The sequence below is a fragment of the Sphingomonas sp. NCPPB 2930 genome (genome assembly GCF_042867205.1).
In the GTDB taxonomy this organism is placed as follows: domain Bacteria; phylum Pseudomonadota; class Alphaproteobacteria; order Sphingomonadales; family Sphingomonadaceae; genus Sphingomonas.
In genome coordinates, this window is record NZ_JBHZQU010000002.1 from 89,371 (window position 1) to 106,361 (window position 16,991).

A 16,991-nucleotide genomic window follows, 5' to 3' on the forward strand; every position below is an offset into this window, starting at 1 on the left:
GCCGGACGTGGGAATGCCACCGTGTCGCCACTATGTGGGGGCAAAGGATAGAGCTATGGAATCGACGCTTTCTTTCGAACGGGCTGTCCCCGCCGCTGCGGCGACGCCCGCCGCGCGTGTCCCGATCGCGGACGACAAGGCGATGCTGCGCGCCGCCGCCGAACTGACCCGCGACCTGATCGCGCCGCGTCCCCGGCTCTATTGGGCCGACATGGTGGGCAGCGCGCTGGTCGGTTATGCCGCATTGGCGGTGGCGGTCACAGCCTCGTCGACCGGGGTGATCGTCGCGGCGTCGGTCGTGTCGGTGCTGGCGCTGTACCGCGCGCTGCTGTTCATCCACGAAGTCAGCCATATGAAGCATTCGGCGCTGCCGCGTTTCCGCGAGGGGTGGAACGCGCTGGTCGGCGTGCCGCTGCTGACCCCCGCCTTCATGTATGAGGGCGTGCACAATCTGCACCATGCCAAGACCCGCTATGGCACGGCCGACGATCCCGAATATCTGCCGCTGGCGCTGATGAAGCCGTGGACCTTGCCGATGTTCGTCCTGGTGTCCGCGCTGGCGCCGCTGGGGTTGCTGATCCGTTTCGCGATCCTGTCGCCCTTGTCCTGGGTCGTGCCGGGGCTGCGCAAGATCGTGGTCGAGCGCTATTCGGCGCTGGCGATCAACCCGCAGTTCCGCCGCCGCATGCCCGAGGGCGAGGCGCTGGTCCGCTTCAACCGGACCGATGCGGCGGCCTCGATCTGGGCGATCGCGTTGGTGGCGCTGGTCGCGACGGGGGTGATCCCGGTGCGCGGCTTTGCGATCGGGTTCGCGATCGGCTCGGCGGTGGCGGTGCTGAACCAGGTCCGGACGCTCGTTGCCCATCTCTGGGAGAATGAGGGCGAGCCGATGACCGTGACCGCGCAATATCTCGACTCGGTCAACGTGCCGCCGCCCGCCTTGCTGCCCGGCCTGTGGGCGCCGGTGGGACTGCGCTATCATGCGCTGCACCACCTGCTGCCGTCGCTGCCCTATCATGCGCTGGGCGAGGCGCATCGCCGGATCAGCGCGGCGCTGGAGCCGAACTCGCCCTATCACAAGGCGAGTTATAAGGGTCTGCCGGGGCTGGTCGCGAAGATCGGACTGAGCACCTTCCACCGGGGGAAGTGAGCGAAAGGTGCCGGGCGAGGGACGGGGGCGTGCGCTTCGACCTGGCTCGGCGCGAACGGCCTTCCCGATAATCCCATCATCCGTTCAGCCTGAGCGCAGTCGAAGGCCAAGGGAAATCCCTGTCCAGCTGCTATCCCTAGCCCGCGCTTCTGACGAAGCTGGGTTGGATCAACATTCAGTATTGCGTCTTCTTCCCTCTCCCCTCTGCGAGGGGCGAGGGAAGGAAAGGCATGGCCGAATGTCGATCCTATCTGGCCCCTATTCCTCGGTCCGGAACAGGACCGCTTCGCCGATCAGCAGGAACAGCAGGATCGGCGCCCATGCCGCGAGGAAGGGCGGGTACGCCCCCAGGTCGCCCATCGCCATCGAGAAATTGTCCGCCACGAAATAGGCGAAGCCCAGCGCCATGCCGATCACCGCGCGGACGAACAGTTTGCCCGAACGCGCGATGCCGAAGGCGGCGACCGCGCCCAGCAGCGGCATCAGCATCGCCGACATAGGCGCGGACAGCTTGTGCCACAGCGATCCCTCCAGCGAGGTGGTCGGCCGGCCCGCCTCGCGCAGGTCGTCGATCGCGCTCGACAAGGCGTCGAAGGACATGTTGTCGGCGCTGACGCTGGCCAGGGTCAGCTGTTCGGGCGTCACGCCCCGGCCGACGATCAGCGAGGGGAAGGTGGTGACCTTGCCCGACGCCACCTGGAACCGAGTGGCAGGGCCGATCCGCCAGCCATCGCCGTCGCGCTGCCCGCGCGGCGCACGCACGATCGCCACCAGGCTGCCGCCCGTCCGGTCATAGAGCGTCACGCCGCCGAGCTGGGTCCTGGCGCCGCGCCCCTGGATCAGATCGACCGAGATCAGGTCGTCGCCGTCGCGCACCCAGACATTGGACCGGTCGCCGCTGTCGATGGGCAGCGGGCCATACTGGACCTTCTGCCACGCGCTGAGCGTCGCGCTGGCGCGCGGTACGATCCGGTCGTTGAAGACGAAGCTGACCACCGCCACGCCCGCACTGGCGATCAGCAGCGGGGCGAGGACCTGATGCGCGGACATGCCCGCCGCCTTTAGCGCGATGACTTCCGAATTCTGGTTCATCGTGAAGAAGGTCAGGATGGTGCCCAGCAGCACCGAGAAGGGCAGCAGGAACGAGATGATCTGCGGCGCGCGCAGCGACACGTAACGCCACACCTGCGCCTGGCCGTTGCCGGGCGCGGCCAGCACCGCGCCGGACTCGCTCAACACGTCCAGCGTCTGGAGCACCAGCGCCACCGCGAACAGGATGGCGAAGGTGCGGATCAGGAACATCTTCGCCATGTAGATGGCGATCGTCTTGGACGGGAAAATGTTGGACAGGCTCATGCCGTATAGGCCTTTTTCCGGCGGCGGCCGGGCAGCCAGCGGCCGATCGCCTTGGCGATCTTGGCCACGCCGCGCTCCAGCGCCCCGATCGGCTGGCCGCCTGGGACATAGGCGGTCACATAATACATCCAGAGGACCAGCCCCGCAAAGACCGCGAACGGCCCCCATAGCGCCAGCAGCGGATCGACCTTGCCCAGCGCGCCGATATCGGCGGCATATTGGTTCACCTTGAAATAGGTGACGAGCATGACGATCGACAGGAAGACGCCCAGCGCCGAGGTCGATCGCTTGGGTGGAATGCCCAGCGACACCGCGAGCAGCGGCAACAGGAACATCGTCACCACCTCGACCACGCGGAAATGGAATTCCGCCCGGCTGCCCGCGCGTGCCTCGGCGCTTTGGGCATCCTGGCCGTGCCGGGCCAGTTCGGGGAGGGTGAACTCCAGGTCGCGGCCGCCGCGCTGGCGGAAATTGTCGAACTTGGGCAGGTCGATCGGCAGGTCGTGGCTGGAGAAGCTCAGCACGCGCGGCGCCTTGAACTCGGGCCGGTTGTGGATCAGCGTGCCGTTGGTCAGCCGGAAGATGATGACATTGGGATCGTCGGTCGCCAGAAACCGCCCGCGCTGCGCCGTCACGCCGATCCAGTCGCCCTTGGAGGTGTTGGCGTGGACGAAGATGCCCGACAGGTCGCGGCCATTTTCGCGGCTCTCCTCGATGCGCAGCGTCATGCGGTCGCCCAGATGGGTGAATTCGCCGACCTTGATCGAGGCGCCCAGCGCGCCGGTGCGCAGCTCGTAGCGCAGCCCCTCATAATAATAGCGCGCGATCGGCTGGATATAGCCGACGATCGCCAGGTTCAGCGCGGCCAGCACGATCGCGTACATATAGGGGACGCGCAGCAGCCGCGTATAGCTCATGCCGACGCCGCGCATCACGTCCAGCTCGGACGAGGTGGCGAGGCGTCGAAAGGCCAGCAGGATGCCCAGCATCAGCCCGATCGGAATGCCCAGCCCCAGATATTCGGGCAGCAGGTTGGCGAGCATCCGCCATACCACGCTGATCGGCCCGCCTTCGGTCGCGACGAATTCGAACAGGCGGCGGATGCGATCGAGCACCAGCAGCATCGCCGAGATGATCAGCGTCGCGAACAGCGGCAACGCGATCAGCCGGGCCATGTAGCGATCGATGGACTTCATGCGGGGGACATCACTCGCGCGATAAAACGGCCATGGCTATACGATCGGGGGAAGGGCGCGTCACCCCTTGTTTGCGATGGATTGGCGTGGGCCTCGACTTCGCCGGGCCCGAACCCAGGTCGCGTGCGGTATGGGGCAGCAAAAGGCTGTTCAGCGCGAGTGACATCGAGGGCCATGCCTCGACCCCAGCTCAAGCCGCCGCGCTGACCGACCCATCCCCGACATTGCGCGCCAGCGCCGCCGCCACCGCCCGCTCCAGCCCCACCAGGGTAAAGGGCTTGCGCAGCACCTCATAGCCCTCGAACCCGGTCGCCTGCGCATCGCCCGCGAAGCCGGTGACGAACAATACCGCGACCTCGGGGTAGCGGGGACGGAGCGTGGCGATCATCTCCGGTCCGGTCTGGTGCGGCATCAGCACGTCCGACACGATCAGCCTGATGTCGGCCTGGCGCGCCAGCATCCCCTCGGCCTCGCGCGGATCGCCGCAGGGCAGGGGATCATGCCCCAGTTCGGTCAGCGCGGCCATCGTCGCCGACAGCACGCGCGGATCGTCCTCGACCACCAGGATGCGCATGCCGCCGGTATCCTCGGCGTCCGGCGCGGGGGCGACCGGCTCGGCCACGGGGGCGGGGGCGGTCGCGGCGTGGTGGCGCGGGAAATAGAGATGGACCGTGGTGCCCGCGCCGGGCGCGGTGCGGATGGTGACGTCGCCGTCCATCTGGCCGACCAGCCCGAAAATCTGGCTGAGCCCCAGACCGGTGCCCTTGCCTGCGGGCTTGGTGGTGAAGAAGGGCTCGAACACCCGCTCGGCGACCTCGGGGGACATGCCCGCGCCGGTGTCGGTCACCGACAACAGGATATAGTCACCCGCCGCCGCGCGCGGCAGCTCGTTCGCCATCACATGCGCCTCGGCGGTGCGGATGGTCAGCTCGCCGCGCCCGTCCATCGCGTCGCGGGCATTCACCGCGAGGTTCAGGATCGCATTCTCCATCTGCGTCCGGTCGCCGAACAGCATCCAGCCGGTCGTCCGGTCCTCGACCGTTACCTTCACCCCGTCGCCCAGCGTCCGGTCGAGCAGGTCGCGCATCCCGGCCACCAGTTGCCGGGGCACGAGCGGCTCGGGGGTCAGCGCCTCCTCGCGGCTGAACATCAGCAATCGCCGGGTCAGCGCGGCGGCGCGGTGCGCACCCTCGGTCGCGCTGTCGAGATGGCGGCGGACATCCTCCACCCCGTCCGCCCGGCGCGCCAGTTCCAGCCCGCCCAGAACGACGGCCAGCATATTGTTGAAATCATGCGCGATCCCGCCGGTCAGCTGGCCCAGCGCATCCATCTTCTGCACCTGGCGCAGCTTGGCTTCCTGGAGCTTGAGTTCTTCGGTCGCGGCATCGACCGCGTCCGCCAGTTCCTCGGCACGGGCGCGTTCGGCATGCGCCTCGGCGCGCGCCTCCGCCCGCTCGCCGACGGCATGGACGATCATCCAAGCCAGCAGGATCGCGCCGAGCGCCAGCGCCAGCCCGAACAGGCCCAGCCCGCTGGCGATCCTGTTGGAATGCAGCACCGTGTCGCGCGCTGCGGCGGTGCGTTGTTCGAGCAGGCGGCGCTCGCCCGCGATCAGGACGTTGAGCGTCCGGTTGATCTGCAACAGCGCCTCGGCCCGCCGCGCCTGATGGTAGAGCGCATAGGCCTGGCGATCGCGGTGATAGGTGGTCGACAGGGCGATGGCCGACAGCTCGCGCCCGCGTGCCTCATAGGCGGCGCGCAACTGGTCGACCAGCCGCTGCTGCCGGGAATCCTCGACCAGCATGTCCAGCCGGTCGAGCTGCGCCGCCGCCAGCGACCATTCTTCCGAATAGATTTGCCCGATCTTGTTGTCGCCCGAGATGACGTACCGCCCCAGCGACGCCTCCGACCGGGCGATCGTGCCCTCCACGGTGCGGGCCAGGATCATCACGTCATAGCTGCGGCTTTGCAGGTCGAGCGCGCGGTCCCGCTCGCGATTGGCATGGCCCAGCGTGACGATGAGCAGGACCAGCGTCGCCGCGCCGGTCAGCGCCATGGCGATCAGCGCAAAGGTCCGCCACCGGCCGACCCTTCCCTGGTCCTCCTGTTCGATCACGGTCGCCACGCTATCGCAAGCATGGGATATTGCAAAGCCGCCAGGGGCATAGGCCGATCAGGCGAGAACGCCGACCGCCTGGCCCGCCGCCCGGAACATGCCCAGCACCGTCTCGATCTGTTCGGGCGTATGCTCGGCGCAGATCGAGCAGCGCAGCAGGAAGGTCCCCGCCGGGGTCGCGGGCGGGCGCGCCATGTTGACGTAGAGCCCGCCGTCGAGCAGCGCCTGCCACATGATGACCGCCTGTTCCTGGTCGTCCAGGATCACCGCGACGATCGCGCTGTCGCAGTTTTCGGTGCCCAGCCTGAACCCTATCGCCTTCAGTCCACCATGCAGCGCGCGTGCGTTCGACCACAGCCGCTCGCGCTTTTCGTGCGCGGTCATCAGCTTGCGGATCGAAGTCGTCGCGGTCGCCACCACCGAGGGGGGCAGCGAGGCGGTGAAGATATACGGGCGGCAGGCCAGGCGCACCGCCTCGAACTTCGGATGGTTGGACACGACGAAGCCGCCGACCGTGCCGACCGACTTGGAGAAGGTGCCGACGACGAAATCGACCTGGCCTTCCAGCCCCTGCGCCTCGTACACGCCGCGCCCGTTGGGGCCGAAAAAGCCCATCGAATGCGCCTCGTCGACCAGCACCATGCACCCGTGCTTCTTGGCGACCGCGACCATTTCCTTCAGCGGGGCGATGTCGCCCAGCATCGAATAGACGCCCTCCAGCACCACCAGCTTGGCGGGCTCCTTGGGCAGACGGCCCAGCCGCTTGTCGAGATCCTCGACCGAATTGTGGCGGAAGCGGACGATCTCGGCATTGCCCTGCTGGCAGCCGTCATAGATCGAGGCATGGCTGTCGGCGTCGAGGATGACATATTCCCCCTTGCCCGCCAGCGTCGAGATGATGCCGAGGTTCGCCATATAGCCGGTCGAGAAGACGATCGCGCCGGTCGTGCCGTAGAAATCGCGCAGCGCCTGTTCGACTTCCATATGGTCGTGAAAGGTGCCGTTGAGCATCCGGCTGCCATTGGTGCCCGAGCCGAACTGTTCCAGCGCGGTCTTGCCCGCCGCGATCACGTCCGCGTCGAAGGTCATGCCCATGTAATTGTACGTGCCGAGCAGGATCGTGTCCTTGCCCCGGATCACCGCCTCGGTGGGCGACTTCACCTGTTCCATCACGATCGCAAAGGGATCGGTGACGCCCGAGTCGAGCAGCTTCTGCCGCTCGGCGATCAGGCCGTCGAACTTGGACAGCAGGTCATGCTCGGGGGCGACCGTCTCGGGGTCGGCGGGCAGGGCGTGGGGCTGGGCGGCGGCTTCGGTCATGTCGGTGTCCGTTTGGAGGCGATCAGGCTTGCTTCAGCTTTTCGACCGCGTCGACCAGCTGGCCGACATTCTCGATCTCGGCCTGCATGTTCATCGTGATGATGATGTCGAATTCGTCCTCGATCGCGGCGACGAAATCCATCACGGTCAGGCTGTCCCACTCCAGGTCGCCCTGGAAGGTCGTCGCCTCGGTCAGTTCGACACCCTTTTTGTTGAAGGGCGCGATCTGGGCCGCGACGGTGTCGAAAATGGCTTGGCGGTCGCTCATGATGATCCTTTCGAGGGGGCCAGTGGCACCCAAATGCGGCGGCTTTTCGACCGCGTGATGGCGTTCGCTATAGCAAGCCGTTGGCGCGATACCACCGTGCCGTATCCGCCAGCCCCTTGGAAAGCGCGATGGCCGGTTCCCAAAGCGCGGGGTCGGGGCGGCGCGCGGGGTCGGCGGTCCAGTCGGGATGGCAGAGATAGCCGACCCGGTCGGGGGTCAGCTTGGCGCCATTCCCGCGCAGCTTGCGGTCGATCTTCGCGCCCAGGCTCAGCAGCGCCTTGGGCAGATGCAGCGTCATCACCCGCCGCCCCACCGCCGCGCCGATCGCGGTCGCGAGATCGGTATGGGTCAGGACCTGGCCGTCATCGACCTCCAGCATCGCACGCGGACCGTCGGCGGCGACGAGCGTGGTCAGCAGCCGCGCGAAATCCTCGACTGCGATCAGCGACAGCTTGCCCGGCGGCGGCATCAGCGCGAGGCCTAGTTTGGCGGCGCGGAACATGTCGCGCATCTCCATGTCGCCGGGGCCATAGATGCCGCTGGGCCGGACGATGGTCCAGTCGAGGCCGCTATCCGTCACCACATCCTCGGCCTGCCGCTTGGACCAGCCATAGGTGGAGAGGTCGGGCTCGCGCGCCGACAGCGAGGAGACATGGACGAAGCGCCGGATGCCCGCCGCCTTGGCCGCCTCGACCATGGCGCGGGTGCCGTCGATATTGCCCGCGACGAAGCCCGCGCGATCGGGTGCGTTGACCACGCCCGCGATGTGCAGCACGGCATCCGCGCCCTCGACCAGCGTCGCGAGGCTCTCCGGCTTGTCGAGCGCGCCCGCGATCCAGGTGATGCCGGCGCGCGACGGCTGGGCCCGCCGGGTCAGCGCGCGCAGCGACAGCCCCGAACCGGCGGCGCGGTCCACCACCGCGCGACCGACGAAACCGGTCGCTCCCGTCACCGCGACGATCATAGCAGCGCGAGGTGGTTGCGATGGATCAGCGCGGCGCGCGGGGCATGGCCCAATATCCGCGCCTGCTGGTCCGACCGCGTGCCGATCAGTGCGCGCGCCTCGGTCGAATCATATTCGCTGAGGCCGCGCGCGATGGTGCCGCCCGGCCCCTCGACCGTGACGAGGTCACCGCGTGCGAAATGGCCCTGCACGGCGGTCGCTCCAGCGGCGAGCAGGCTGTTGCCCTCGGCCAGCGCCTTGGCCGCGCCCGCATCCACGGTGATCGCTCCGCGCGCGGTCAGCCCGCCCGCCAGCCATGCCTTGCGCGCGGGTGCGCTCTTTTCGGCGACGAAGATAGTGTGGCGCGCAGGGGTCGACAGCGGATGCTCGATCCGCCCCGACGCGATGGCGAGGTGGGCGCCCGCGCTGACCGCGATGCGCGCGGCGGCGATCTTGGACACCATGCCGCCCGAGCCCATGCCCGAGGCCGAGCCGCCATCGGCCATGCCGCTGACCGCGTCGATCCGATCGACCCGTTCGATATGGCGTGCCTCCGGATTGGTATGCGGGTTGCTGTCGTACAGCCCGTCCACGTCGGAGAGCAGCAGCACCCCGTTGGCGCCCGCCGCCTGGCCCACCCGCGCGGCGAGCCGGTCATTGTCGCCGAACCGGATTTCCTCGGTCGCGACGCTGTCATTCTCGTTGATGACCGGCACCACGCCCAGCCCCAGCAACCGCCCCAGCGTCGCCGCCGCGTTCAGATAGCGGCGGCGATCCTCCAGATCGTCCAGCGTCACCAGCATCTGGGCGGCGGTCAGACCCTGCGCCTGGAGCAGCTCGGCCCAGGCCTGGCTGAGCGCGATCTGGCCGGTCGCGGCGGCGGCCTGCGCATCCTCCAGGCTGGCGCGGCCGCCCTTGGGCAGACCGAGGCGGCGTGCGCCGAGCGCGATCGCGCCGGAGGAGACGATCGCGATCTGCTGGCCTGCACGGACGCGCGCGGCGATGTCGGCGACCAGCCCGGTCAGCCAGTCGCGACGGACTTCGCCTTCCGGGGTGACGAGGAGGGCGGAGCCGACCTTGACGATCAGCCGCTGGCAGGTGGTGGGGGGGAAGATCATGGCGAAATGGTCATAGGATAGGAATGTCGTGAGCGATGGTCTCTGCGAGGCACGTTTCCCTCCCCCCAACCCCTCCCGCTTGCGGGAGGGAAGAGGTTGTGGGGCAAGCGTTCCACCTTGGCTCTCCCTCCCGCAAGCGGGAGGGGATGGGGGAGGGCAGGGTGTCTCACCGCGCCAGCCGCCCGCACCGTCAGGCCAGCGGCGACCACGTGATTTCGTCCTCGCCTTCGTCACCCTCCGGCACCGAATCGGGCCCCGGCCCGATCGCCTCGAGCAGCTTGTCGAGCACCCAGTCGACGCCGATACCGGCCGCGCCCGACAAGGGGATCACGTCCGCGCCGCTCGCCTCGGCCAGTTCGGCCGACAGCGCCTCGATCAGTTCGTCGTCCAGCGTGTCGATCTTGTTGAGCGCGATGATGTGCGGCTTTTCCGCAAGCCCGCCGCCATAGGCTTCCAGCTCGTCGCGGACGATGCGATAGCTTTGCGCGACATCCGCATCATTGGCGTCGACCAGATGCAGCAGCACGCGGCACCGCTCGATATGACCCAGGAAGCGGTCGCCGATCCCGGCGCCGTCCGCCGCGCCTTCGATCAGGCCGGGAATATCGGCGACGACGAATTCGCGCTGGTGATGCCGCACCACGCCCAGCTGCGGCCGGGTGGTGGTGAAGGCATAGGCGCCGACCTTGGCCTGCGCGTTCGTCACCGCGTTGATGAAGGTCGACTTGCCCGCATTGGGCATGCCCACCAGACCCGCATCGGCCAGCAGCTTCAGCCGCAGCCAGACCCATGCCTCCTCGGACGGCCAGCCGGTGCCGTGCTGGCGCGGGGCGCGGTTGGTCGAGGTCTTGTAGCTGGCATTGCCGCGTCCGCCGTCGCCGCCGCGCAGGAACACCTCGCGCTGGCCGACCTTGGTGAAGTCGAGCAGCACTTCGTCCTTGTCCTCGGACAGGACCTGGGTGCCGACGGGCACCTTGATGACCAGATCGTCGCCGCCGCCGCCGGTGCGGTTCGACCCCGACCCGCCATGGCCGCGCGGCGCGCGGAAATGCTGGGTATAGCGGAAGTCGATCAGCGTGTTCAGTCCGGCGACCGCCTCGAAGATGATGTCGCCGCCCTTGCCGCCATTGCCGCCATCGGGGCCGCCATATTCCATGAACTTCTCGCGCCGGAAGGAAACGGCGCCGGGGCCGCCCGCGCCGGAGCGGACGAAGATTTTGGCCTGATCGAGAAAATGCATGGCTGCGCTCTTAGTCCGGGCCGCGCCAAGAGGCCAGCCCGCCCGTCATCCTGCCCGCCATTCAGGCGACCAGCACGGCCCCGCCGCACCGCACGCCGTTGATCGTCACATCGGCCTGGCCGACATGCAGGCCCATCAGGTCGGTCAGGTTGCCGATCAGCAGGTCCAGCGCCGGGGCGACCGGCAACAGCGCCGCGCCAACCGCGCCCGTCAGTCCGCCCAGCCCGATCGGGATGCCCAGCGGCACCAGTTGCAGGTCGACCTGCCGGATCAGCGACTGGGCGATGCCGCGGACCGCCGAATTGGCGGTGACCGTCCTGGTCATTGCATTGGCGATATCGGTCTGGTCGAAATGGATATGCTGCCACGCGGTGTCGCTCGCCAGGTCGATCCGCGCATGGCCCATGACCTTGGCGAGCGGAATCTGGAGCAGCGTCGCCGCGCCGGTGATCGGCGCGCGGTTCATGTCGTCGAACAGCGTCCGGTCGACCTGCGCGACCGCCAGCGTGCCGGGCGAGGGGAGGCTGTCGACCGTCACCGTCGGGGTCGTGCCTGTGCAGCGCACCGCGTTCAGCCGCGCCTGGGCCGAGGCGGTCTCGACGAACAGCGGCAACTGGATATTGGCGAGAAACGGCACCCCGATCTGGGTATCGACCAGCAACCGCTGTTGCGCGGTGCGGACGGTCGTCGACCCGTCGCGCGTCACCGCCAGCCACGGCGAGGCGGCGGGCCGCTCGCCGATCGCCAGCAGCACCCTGGTCGACACCAGTCCAGGCACCGACGCGCCCAGGTCCAGCGCCACCTGCCGCCGCCCATTGGCGATGGCCAGCGATTCGCGCAGCATCGAATAGGCATCGACCCCGATCAGGTCGCGCGATGTCGCCGATGTCGCATCGCCCAGCGGCCCCAGGTCGATCAGCCGGGTCAGCGGCACCGGCGATCCCGGCACCCGCAAGGCCAGACGGCGCAGCAGCGTGGCCGTGCCCGCCTGGCCCGTCGTGTCGGCCATGGCGTTCAACAAGGTGGGCAGGGTGACGTCGGCGGCCAGTATCTCGTTATAGCTGGCGCCGGTCAGGTTCAGCCGCGTGCCGAGCGCCTTGATCATGGGCAGCAGCTCGATTCGCGTGTCGACCAGCGCCCGGTAATCGAGCAGCGACAGCGACAGGTTGCTGCCCGCCAGGCCGCTGAGCAGCGCGCCGGGCAGCCCGTCCTGAACCTGCGCCAGCCGGGTGCCGAGCGAGAAGGCGGCAAGATCGACTCGCCGCGCCACCGCGCTGGCCGCGACGGGGCGCTGGGCATCGCCGGTCAGCACCCGCCCGAAAAACAGCCGCACCGGCTGGCGCAGCACGACCCGAATCGCCCCGCCATCCGCGCCCGTCGCGAAGCGGTTTTCCGGCGCGATCGAGCGGTCGGCGCGGTAGGTGCCGATCGCCAGCGTGCTCGATACATGGACCAGGCCGTTCGTCGCGAGCAGGCGCTGCACCGCCTCGGCGCGCCGCTCGGGGCTGGAGGCGACGGCGGCGAGCGCGGCCTGGTCCGCCACCCCCTGCAATTTGCGCTGCGACAGGGTGAGCATGCCGATATCGACGCCCAGCGCCGCACAGCCGATCAGCGCCATGGCGGAAATCGCGGTCAGGATACTGACGCCGCCCCGCCGGTCGTCGCGGAGCCGTGCCCTCACAGGCCGCCGATCATCGCCACGCCCCGGGCCGACAGTATGCGCCCGGGCGTCGGCACGAAGGGAAGGTTCAGCAGAGGATCGTCATGCGCATCATAGCGGATCGAGACGGTCAGGATATTATTCTGCTCGACCGCGATGATCTCGCCCCGTTCGGGCCGAAGCGTGCCTGCCGCGCCGAGCAGCCGCCGGGCGGTATCGACCGCGATCGTCCGGCGCTCGCCCGCATCGATCCCGGCCAGCGCGGCGCGGGCGGCATCGTTGGCGGCCTGCTGCACCATATGCGCGGTCAGGAAATAGTCGGCGAAGCTGACGATCCCCATCAACAGCCCCAACAGGATGGGCAGCACCAGCGCCAGTTCCACGACCGCCACGCCCCGACGATCGCGGCCGAGCGAAGAGGACGGGAGAGAGAGCCTAAATCTAAGCGCCCAGGGTGAGGGCTGCGAACGGGCAATATGGACCATCGATTTCCCCCTGACGGCTGATGGATATATCACATCAGGGGCGTTGATCCTTATCAATCGCCTAAATCTATCCCACTGACCCCGTGAATTTTTGGACGCGCTCGCAGATGCGACCAGAACGGACAGGAATCGCGTCGTTGCGCGCAAATAACGTGCTCAAAGCGGGAATGGTTAACGCGCGCGGCCGCTCGCGTGGAGGACGTGACCCATCCCCCGAGTCGCGGCGATTCGGACGGGGCCCGGCTTCGCCTTTCCGGTGATGGAAAGGCGAAGAGGTTCAGGCGGCGAGGGGCATGGACGCCCGTCGGTCGTCATCCAGGTCGAGCGCGTAGTGGATGCTGGGCGACAATGTCGCGCGCGCGGCGGAGGCGCGGGCCATGCGCTGTCCGCTCGGGCGGAAGCCCAGCTTCGTCAGCACCTGCCCCGAGGCGGGGTTGTCGGCGAAGTGCCAGGCGCCCAGCCGCCGGATCGGCAGGGCATGGCGCGCCATGTCGACGACCGCGCGGCCCGCCTCGGTCGCATAGCCGCGCCCCCAGGCCGCCGGGGTCAGCCAATAGCCGAGCTCATGCCCGGTATCGCCCGTGATGATCGCGATGCCGCCGATCAGTTCGGGCGCGCCGCCGCGATCCAGCGCGGTGATCAGGAAGCGCGGCTCGGTCGCGCCGCAGGGCAGGGCCAGCCAGCGCTCGGCATCGGCCTGCGCATAGGGGTAGGGAACACGCGCCGCCATCCGGGCGACGGCTTCATGGCCGATCGCCCGGGTCAGGGCGCTGGCATCTTCCGGCCAGGCTGGCCGCAGCAACAATCTTGGGGTCCGCGCGAACATCACTCGACAACTCCTCGTCACGCCAGGCGCCTGTGGCACGTCCCGATGACGGGACGGAGACAGGCGCGGGGGCGGTGGAGGGAGCATGAAAAAAAGGGAGCCGGGGTGACCCGTCTCCCTTTTTTGCTGGTTCCTGCGCGGAACCCGGGTCACCCTGGTGGGCAACCCGGCGCGGTTGCCCGATTATTCGGCCGCTGCGGCCAGTTCGACCGAGCAGAATTTACGGCCCAGCTTGCCCTCGTGGAACGAGACGCGGCCATCGACGAGCGCAAACAGGGTATGGTCCTTGCCCATGCCCACGTTGCGACCCGGATAGAACTTGGTCCCGCGCTGACGCACGAGGATGTTGCCGGCGATGGCTTCCTGGCCGCCGAACTTCTTCACGCCAAGGCGACGGCCGGCCGAATCACGACCGTTACGCGACGAACCGCCTGCTTTCTTATGTGCCATTGCGAACTACTCCTGGATTTCGTTGGGTGGCGCGGCTGAGATTCAGGCGCCGACCGACACGATCTTCAGGATCGTGTGCTGCTGACGGTGGCCGTTGCGACGACGATAGTTGTGGCGACGACGCTTCTTGAAGACGATGACCTTGTCGGCCTTCGCCTGTGCGATGATTTCGGCGGCAACGGTGATGCCGTCGACGGCCTTCAGCTCCGAGCCTTCGCCCGCCAGCAGAACGTCACCCAGCGTCACCGACGCGCCGGCTTCGCCCTCGATCTTCTCGACGACGATCTTATCTCCGGCGGCGACGCGATACTGCTTGCCGCCCGTGCGCACGACTGCGAACATGGCTCTTATCACTTCCCAAATGCATGGCTCCCGCGCGGGAATGCCCGTCGGGAAAGAAGGGTCAGCTAGGCAAAGGTGGCCCGATTGTCAACCAAGGATTGCAGCTTTTGATGCCGGGTCAGGGGTTCCGCGCACCCCAAATCCCCGCTGCCGCAGCCGACTCAGTGGCGATGTTCGCGCCGCAGCAGATAACGCCCATCGGCATAGCCGGTGAACAGGCCGGGAATCGCGGGATGCTCGATCGGTTCGTCGCTGTCGTCGTGCAACAGATTCTGCTGGCTGACATAGGCGACATAGCTCGATTCGGCATTCTCCGCGAGCAGGTGATAGAAGGGCTGGTCCTTGGCGGGCCGGATCTGCTCGGGAATGGCGTCATACCATTCGTCGCTGTTGGCGAAGACGGGGTCGACGTCGAAGATGACGCCGCGAATGTCGAACATGCGGTGGCGCACGACATCCCCGATCGCGAAGCGCGCGGTCGCGATCATCGGCGCGTCCACATCCAGGCGCGAGGTCAGGGGCATCATGTCGGTGGCGTCCATATCGCCCGATTTAATGTCTTTATCGCGCCGCACAAGTTTAGGCGCTTGCAATGCGCAAAAAGCTGATCTAACAGCGCGCCTCCAATCGATCAGCCCCGAAGGCCAACCGGCCTTTTTCGGATCGTCCTCGCGGAGAGGTGGCAGAGTGGTCGAATGCACCGCACTCGAAATGCGGCGTGCCGGCAACGGTACCGAGGGTTCGAATCCCTCCCTCTCCGCCACTTACCTGTCAAGCTGCTGATAAGCCTAAAAAGCCTTGTAAACGGGGCTTTCTGCGACGATGCTTGCTACAAAATCTGCTACAAAAAGGGGAGAAATCCTTGAAGCGGGTGAAGGGGCATCGTTACCTGTATCGACGCGGCGAGCATCTCGTCTTTCGGCGGGGTGTGCCCAAGCGCGCTCGTGCCGCTTTCGGGAAAATCGAGGTGCTGGTGTCCTTGGGTTCCGGCAGCATTTCCGAGGCTCGGCACTTGCTCGCCCGCGAACTGGAAAAGTTTGACCGTCTGCTGGCCGAGGCGACCGGCACCAGATCGCCAGCCGTGGTTCTTGACACCATCAAGCGAGAGCCGACAGCGGAAGAAGCCGAAGAAGGCGTGCGTCTGTGGTTCGCGGAGCGTGTCGGTCGTATGGTCGATGAGGTGAATACGATCACCGATGTAGATCGGGCGGTCGACCTTATGCGGGATTATGATGCCCTATTGGGAGACGCCGCCGCCGGAATGAGGATAGGCAGCGAAAGCGCCATGATGACCGATTGGATTGTCGAGGCGCTGATAGAACGTTTCGGGTGGCAGATCGCGCCTAGCACCCTGTTGCACCGTCGACTGACGAAGCTCGTTGGTCGCGGTCAGATGGAGGCTGCGCGTCGGTTCGCGCAGGAGGCCAATGGCGATCCCGTCCGCGTGTTGGATGACACTTTCTCGCCCGAGCAATATCGGTTGGATGCTGAGCGCCAACGCGAACGAGTGGCTCGGACCCCGGTGTCTATGATGGGGCTGTTCGATGGCTACTCCAAAGAGCGGAAGCCCGCTGCGGCCACGATCAAGGCGTGGCGGCGTCAGCTATCAGCCTTCGTGGCGTTCGTCGGGCATGATGACGCCGCCAAGATAACGCCGGAAGACGTCGTGGCATGGAAGGACCACCTGCTCCACAAGGCTGGCAAAGACGGTTCCGGGTTGAGCGCCAAGACTGTTGGGGAAACGTATCTCTCGGCTTTGAAAACCACGCTCCGTTGGGCCGTCGAGAACCGCAAGATACCTAACAATCCTGCCGAGACCACCCGCGTGCGAGGAGCGAAAAAGGTTCGCAAGCGTGGACCGGGTTTGACCGACGAGGAAGCCAACCAGATTTTGAAGGCAACGCTCACGCCGCCACCGTCTCGCCTTTCACCAGAACGGGCTTTGGCGCGGCGATGGGTGCCTTGGATTTGCGCTTATACGGGCGCGCGTGTGAACGAGATTACCCAACTCCGCTCCCAGGACGTCACCCAAGTTGATGGCATCTGGACAATACACATCACGCCGGAAGCCGGGCCTATCAAAACGTCCGTAGCGCGAACGGTTGCCTTGCATCCCCATCTCGTTGAACAGGGATTTCCGGCTGTTGCGAAAATGGCCAAGGGGTATTTGTTTTTCGACCCGTTGCGACGCAGAGGAGGGGCGGATGAAAACCCTCAGTCAAAAAAGGTGGGCGAGTTTTTAGCGAGATGGGTCCGCGAGATCGGCGTCAACGATCCTGCGGTACAGCCTAATCACGGCTGGCGGCATCGATTCAAAACAGAAAGTCGAAACGTTCGCATGGACCCGGAGATCAGGGATCGCATGCAAGGCCACACCCCTCGCACAGAGGGAGAGGCGTACGGCGACGTATCGGTCGGTGCGACGCTCAGAGAGATCAGACGCCTCCCGCGATATGCCATCACAGAGGCCGATAGAGACGAGTATTCTCAGTTGGGCTGCAACTGATGAACGTCGTCGTTA

16 protein-coding genes and 1 tRNA gene are annotated in these 16,991 nt (G+C 66.9%); 3 read left to right on the plus strand and 14 right to left on the minus strand.

The window, feature by feature from the left end; all coding sequences use genetic code 11:
* Window positions 1-55: 55 nt before the first annotated feature.
* Window positions 56-1,150 carry a fatty acid desaturase family protein gene (locus tag ACFX59_RS03735; protein ID WP_387429785.1) on the plus strand — a complete coding sequence of 365 codons (1,095 nt, stop codon included), beginning with the start codon at window positions 56-58 and terminating at the stop codon, window positions 1,148-1,150.
* 258 nt (window positions 1,151-1,408) lie between these two features.
* Here the strand turns inward: ACFX59_RS03735 and lptG are convergent, their stop codons facing one another.
* The 14 genes from lptG to hspQ all read right to left on the minus strand — a co-directional run bounded on the left by lptG (window position 1,409) and on the right by hspQ (window position 14,997).
* Window positions 1,409-2,506 (minus strand): LPS export ABC transporter permease LptG, encoded by a 1,098-nt coding sequence (lptG, locus tag ACFX59_RS03740; protein ID WP_387429788.1) that lies wholly within the window; start codon window positions 2,504-2,506, stop codon window positions 1,409-1,411.
* A complete protein-coding gene (gene lptF, locus ACFX59_RS03745) occupies window positions 2,503-3,702 on the minus strand; it encodes an LPS export ABC transporter permease LptF (protein ID WP_307103453.1) in 1,200 nt (399 codons plus the stop codon). Before lptF ends, lptG begins: the two co-directional genes overlap by 4 nt.
* Before the next feature lie 190 nt (window positions 3,703-3,892).
* Window positions 3,893-5,758, minus strand: coding sequence for an ATP-binding protein (locus ACFX59_RS03750; protein WP_387430268.1), 1,866 nt, complete (start codon window positions 5,756-5,758; stop codon window positions 3,893-3,895).
* 117 nt (window positions 5,759-5,875) lie between these two features.
* Complete coding sequence (gene spt, locus ACFX59_RS03755) at window positions 5,876-7,138, minus strand: serine palmitoyltransferase (protein WP_387429790.1); 1,263 nt, start codon at window positions 7,136-7,138, stop codon at window positions 5,876-5,878.
* A 22-nt stretch (window positions 7,139-7,160) separates the two neighbouring features.
* Window positions 7,161-7,406, minus strand: coding sequence for an acyl carrier protein (locus ACFX59_RS03760; RefSeq protein WP_294272475.1), 246 nt, complete (start codon window positions 7,404-7,406; stop codon window positions 7,161-7,163).
* A 67-nt stretch (window positions 7,407-7,473) separates the two neighbouring features.
* Window positions 7,474-8,370, minus strand: coding sequence for an SDR family oxidoreductase (locus ACFX59_RS03765; RefSeq protein ID WP_387429794.1), 897 nt, complete (start codon window positions 8,368-8,370; stop codon window positions 7,474-7,476).
* A complete protein-coding gene (proB, locus tag ACFX59_RS03770) occupies window positions 8,367-9,467 on the minus strand; it encodes a glutamate 5-kinase (RefSeq protein WP_387429797.1) in 1,101 nt (366 codons plus the stop codon). The genes ACFX59_RS03765 and proB overlap by 4 nt, the downstream gene beginning before the upstream one ends.
* 190 nt (window positions 9,468-9,657) lie before the next feature.
* Window positions 9,658-10,707 (minus strand): GTPase ObgE, encoded by a 1,050-nt coding sequence (obgE, locus tag ACFX59_RS03775; protein ID WP_307103463.1) that lies wholly within the window; start codon window positions 10,705-10,707, stop codon window positions 9,658-9,660.
* 61 nt (window positions 10,708-10,768) lie between these two features.
* On the minus strand, window positions 10,769-12,388 hold the full coding sequence (locus ACFX59_RS03780; RefSeq protein ID WP_387429799.1) for a pilus assembly protein TadG-related protein: 1,620 nt from the start codon (window positions 12,386-12,388) through the stop codon (window positions 10,769-10,771).
* Window positions 12,385-12,759, minus strand: a complete 375-nt coding sequence (locus ACFX59_RS03785; RefSeq protein ID WP_354296536.1) for a TadE/TadG family type IV pilus assembly protein — start codon at window positions 12,757-12,759, stop codon at window positions 12,385-12,387. Before ACFX59_RS03785 ends, ACFX59_RS03780 begins: the two co-directional genes overlap by 4 nt.
* A gap of 370 nt (window positions 12,760-13,129) precedes the next feature.
* Complete coding sequence (locus ACFX59_RS03790) at window positions 13,130-13,678, minus strand: GNAT family N-acetyltransferase (protein ID WP_387429802.1); 549 nt, start codon at window positions 13,676-13,678, stop codon at window positions 13,130-13,132.
* Window positions 13,679-13,861: 183 nt separating this feature from the next.
* Window positions 13,862-14,128 carry a 50S ribosomal protein L27 gene (gene rpmA, locus ACFX59_RS03795; RefSeq protein ID WP_183951678.1) on the minus strand — a complete coding sequence of 89 codons (267 nt, stop codon included), beginning with the start codon at window positions 14,126-14,128 and terminating at the stop codon, window positions 13,862-13,864.
* A gap of 42 nt (window positions 14,129-14,170) precedes the next feature.
* A complete protein-coding gene (gene rplU / locus ACFX59_RS03800; protein WP_007405484.1) occupies window positions 14,171-14,470 on the minus strand; it encodes a 50S ribosomal protein L21 in 300 nt (99 codons plus the stop codon).
* A 161-nt stretch (window positions 14,471-14,631) separates the two neighbouring features.
* Window positions 14,632-14,997 (minus strand): heat shock protein HspQ, encoded by a 366-nt coding sequence (gene hspQ, locus ACFX59_RS03805; protein ID WP_373424686.1) that lies wholly within the window; start codon window positions 14,995-14,997, stop codon window positions 14,632-14,634.
* Between the two features lie 146 nt (window positions 14,998-15,143).
* Between hspQ and ACFX59_RS03810 the strand changes: the two genes are divergently transcribed.
* Both ACFX59_RS03810 and ACFX59_RS03815 read left to right on the plus strand, forming a co-directional pair.
* Window positions 15,144-15,233 (plus strand) — tRNA-Ser (locus ACFX59_RS03810).
* 108 nt (window positions 15,234-15,341) lie between these two features.
* Entirely contained in the window at window positions 15,342-16,976 is a 1,635-nt protein-coding gene (locus tag ACFX59_RS03815) for a DUF6538 domain-containing protein (protein ID WP_387430270.1), read from the plus strand.
* Window positions 16,977-16,991 lie beyond the last annotated feature (15 nt).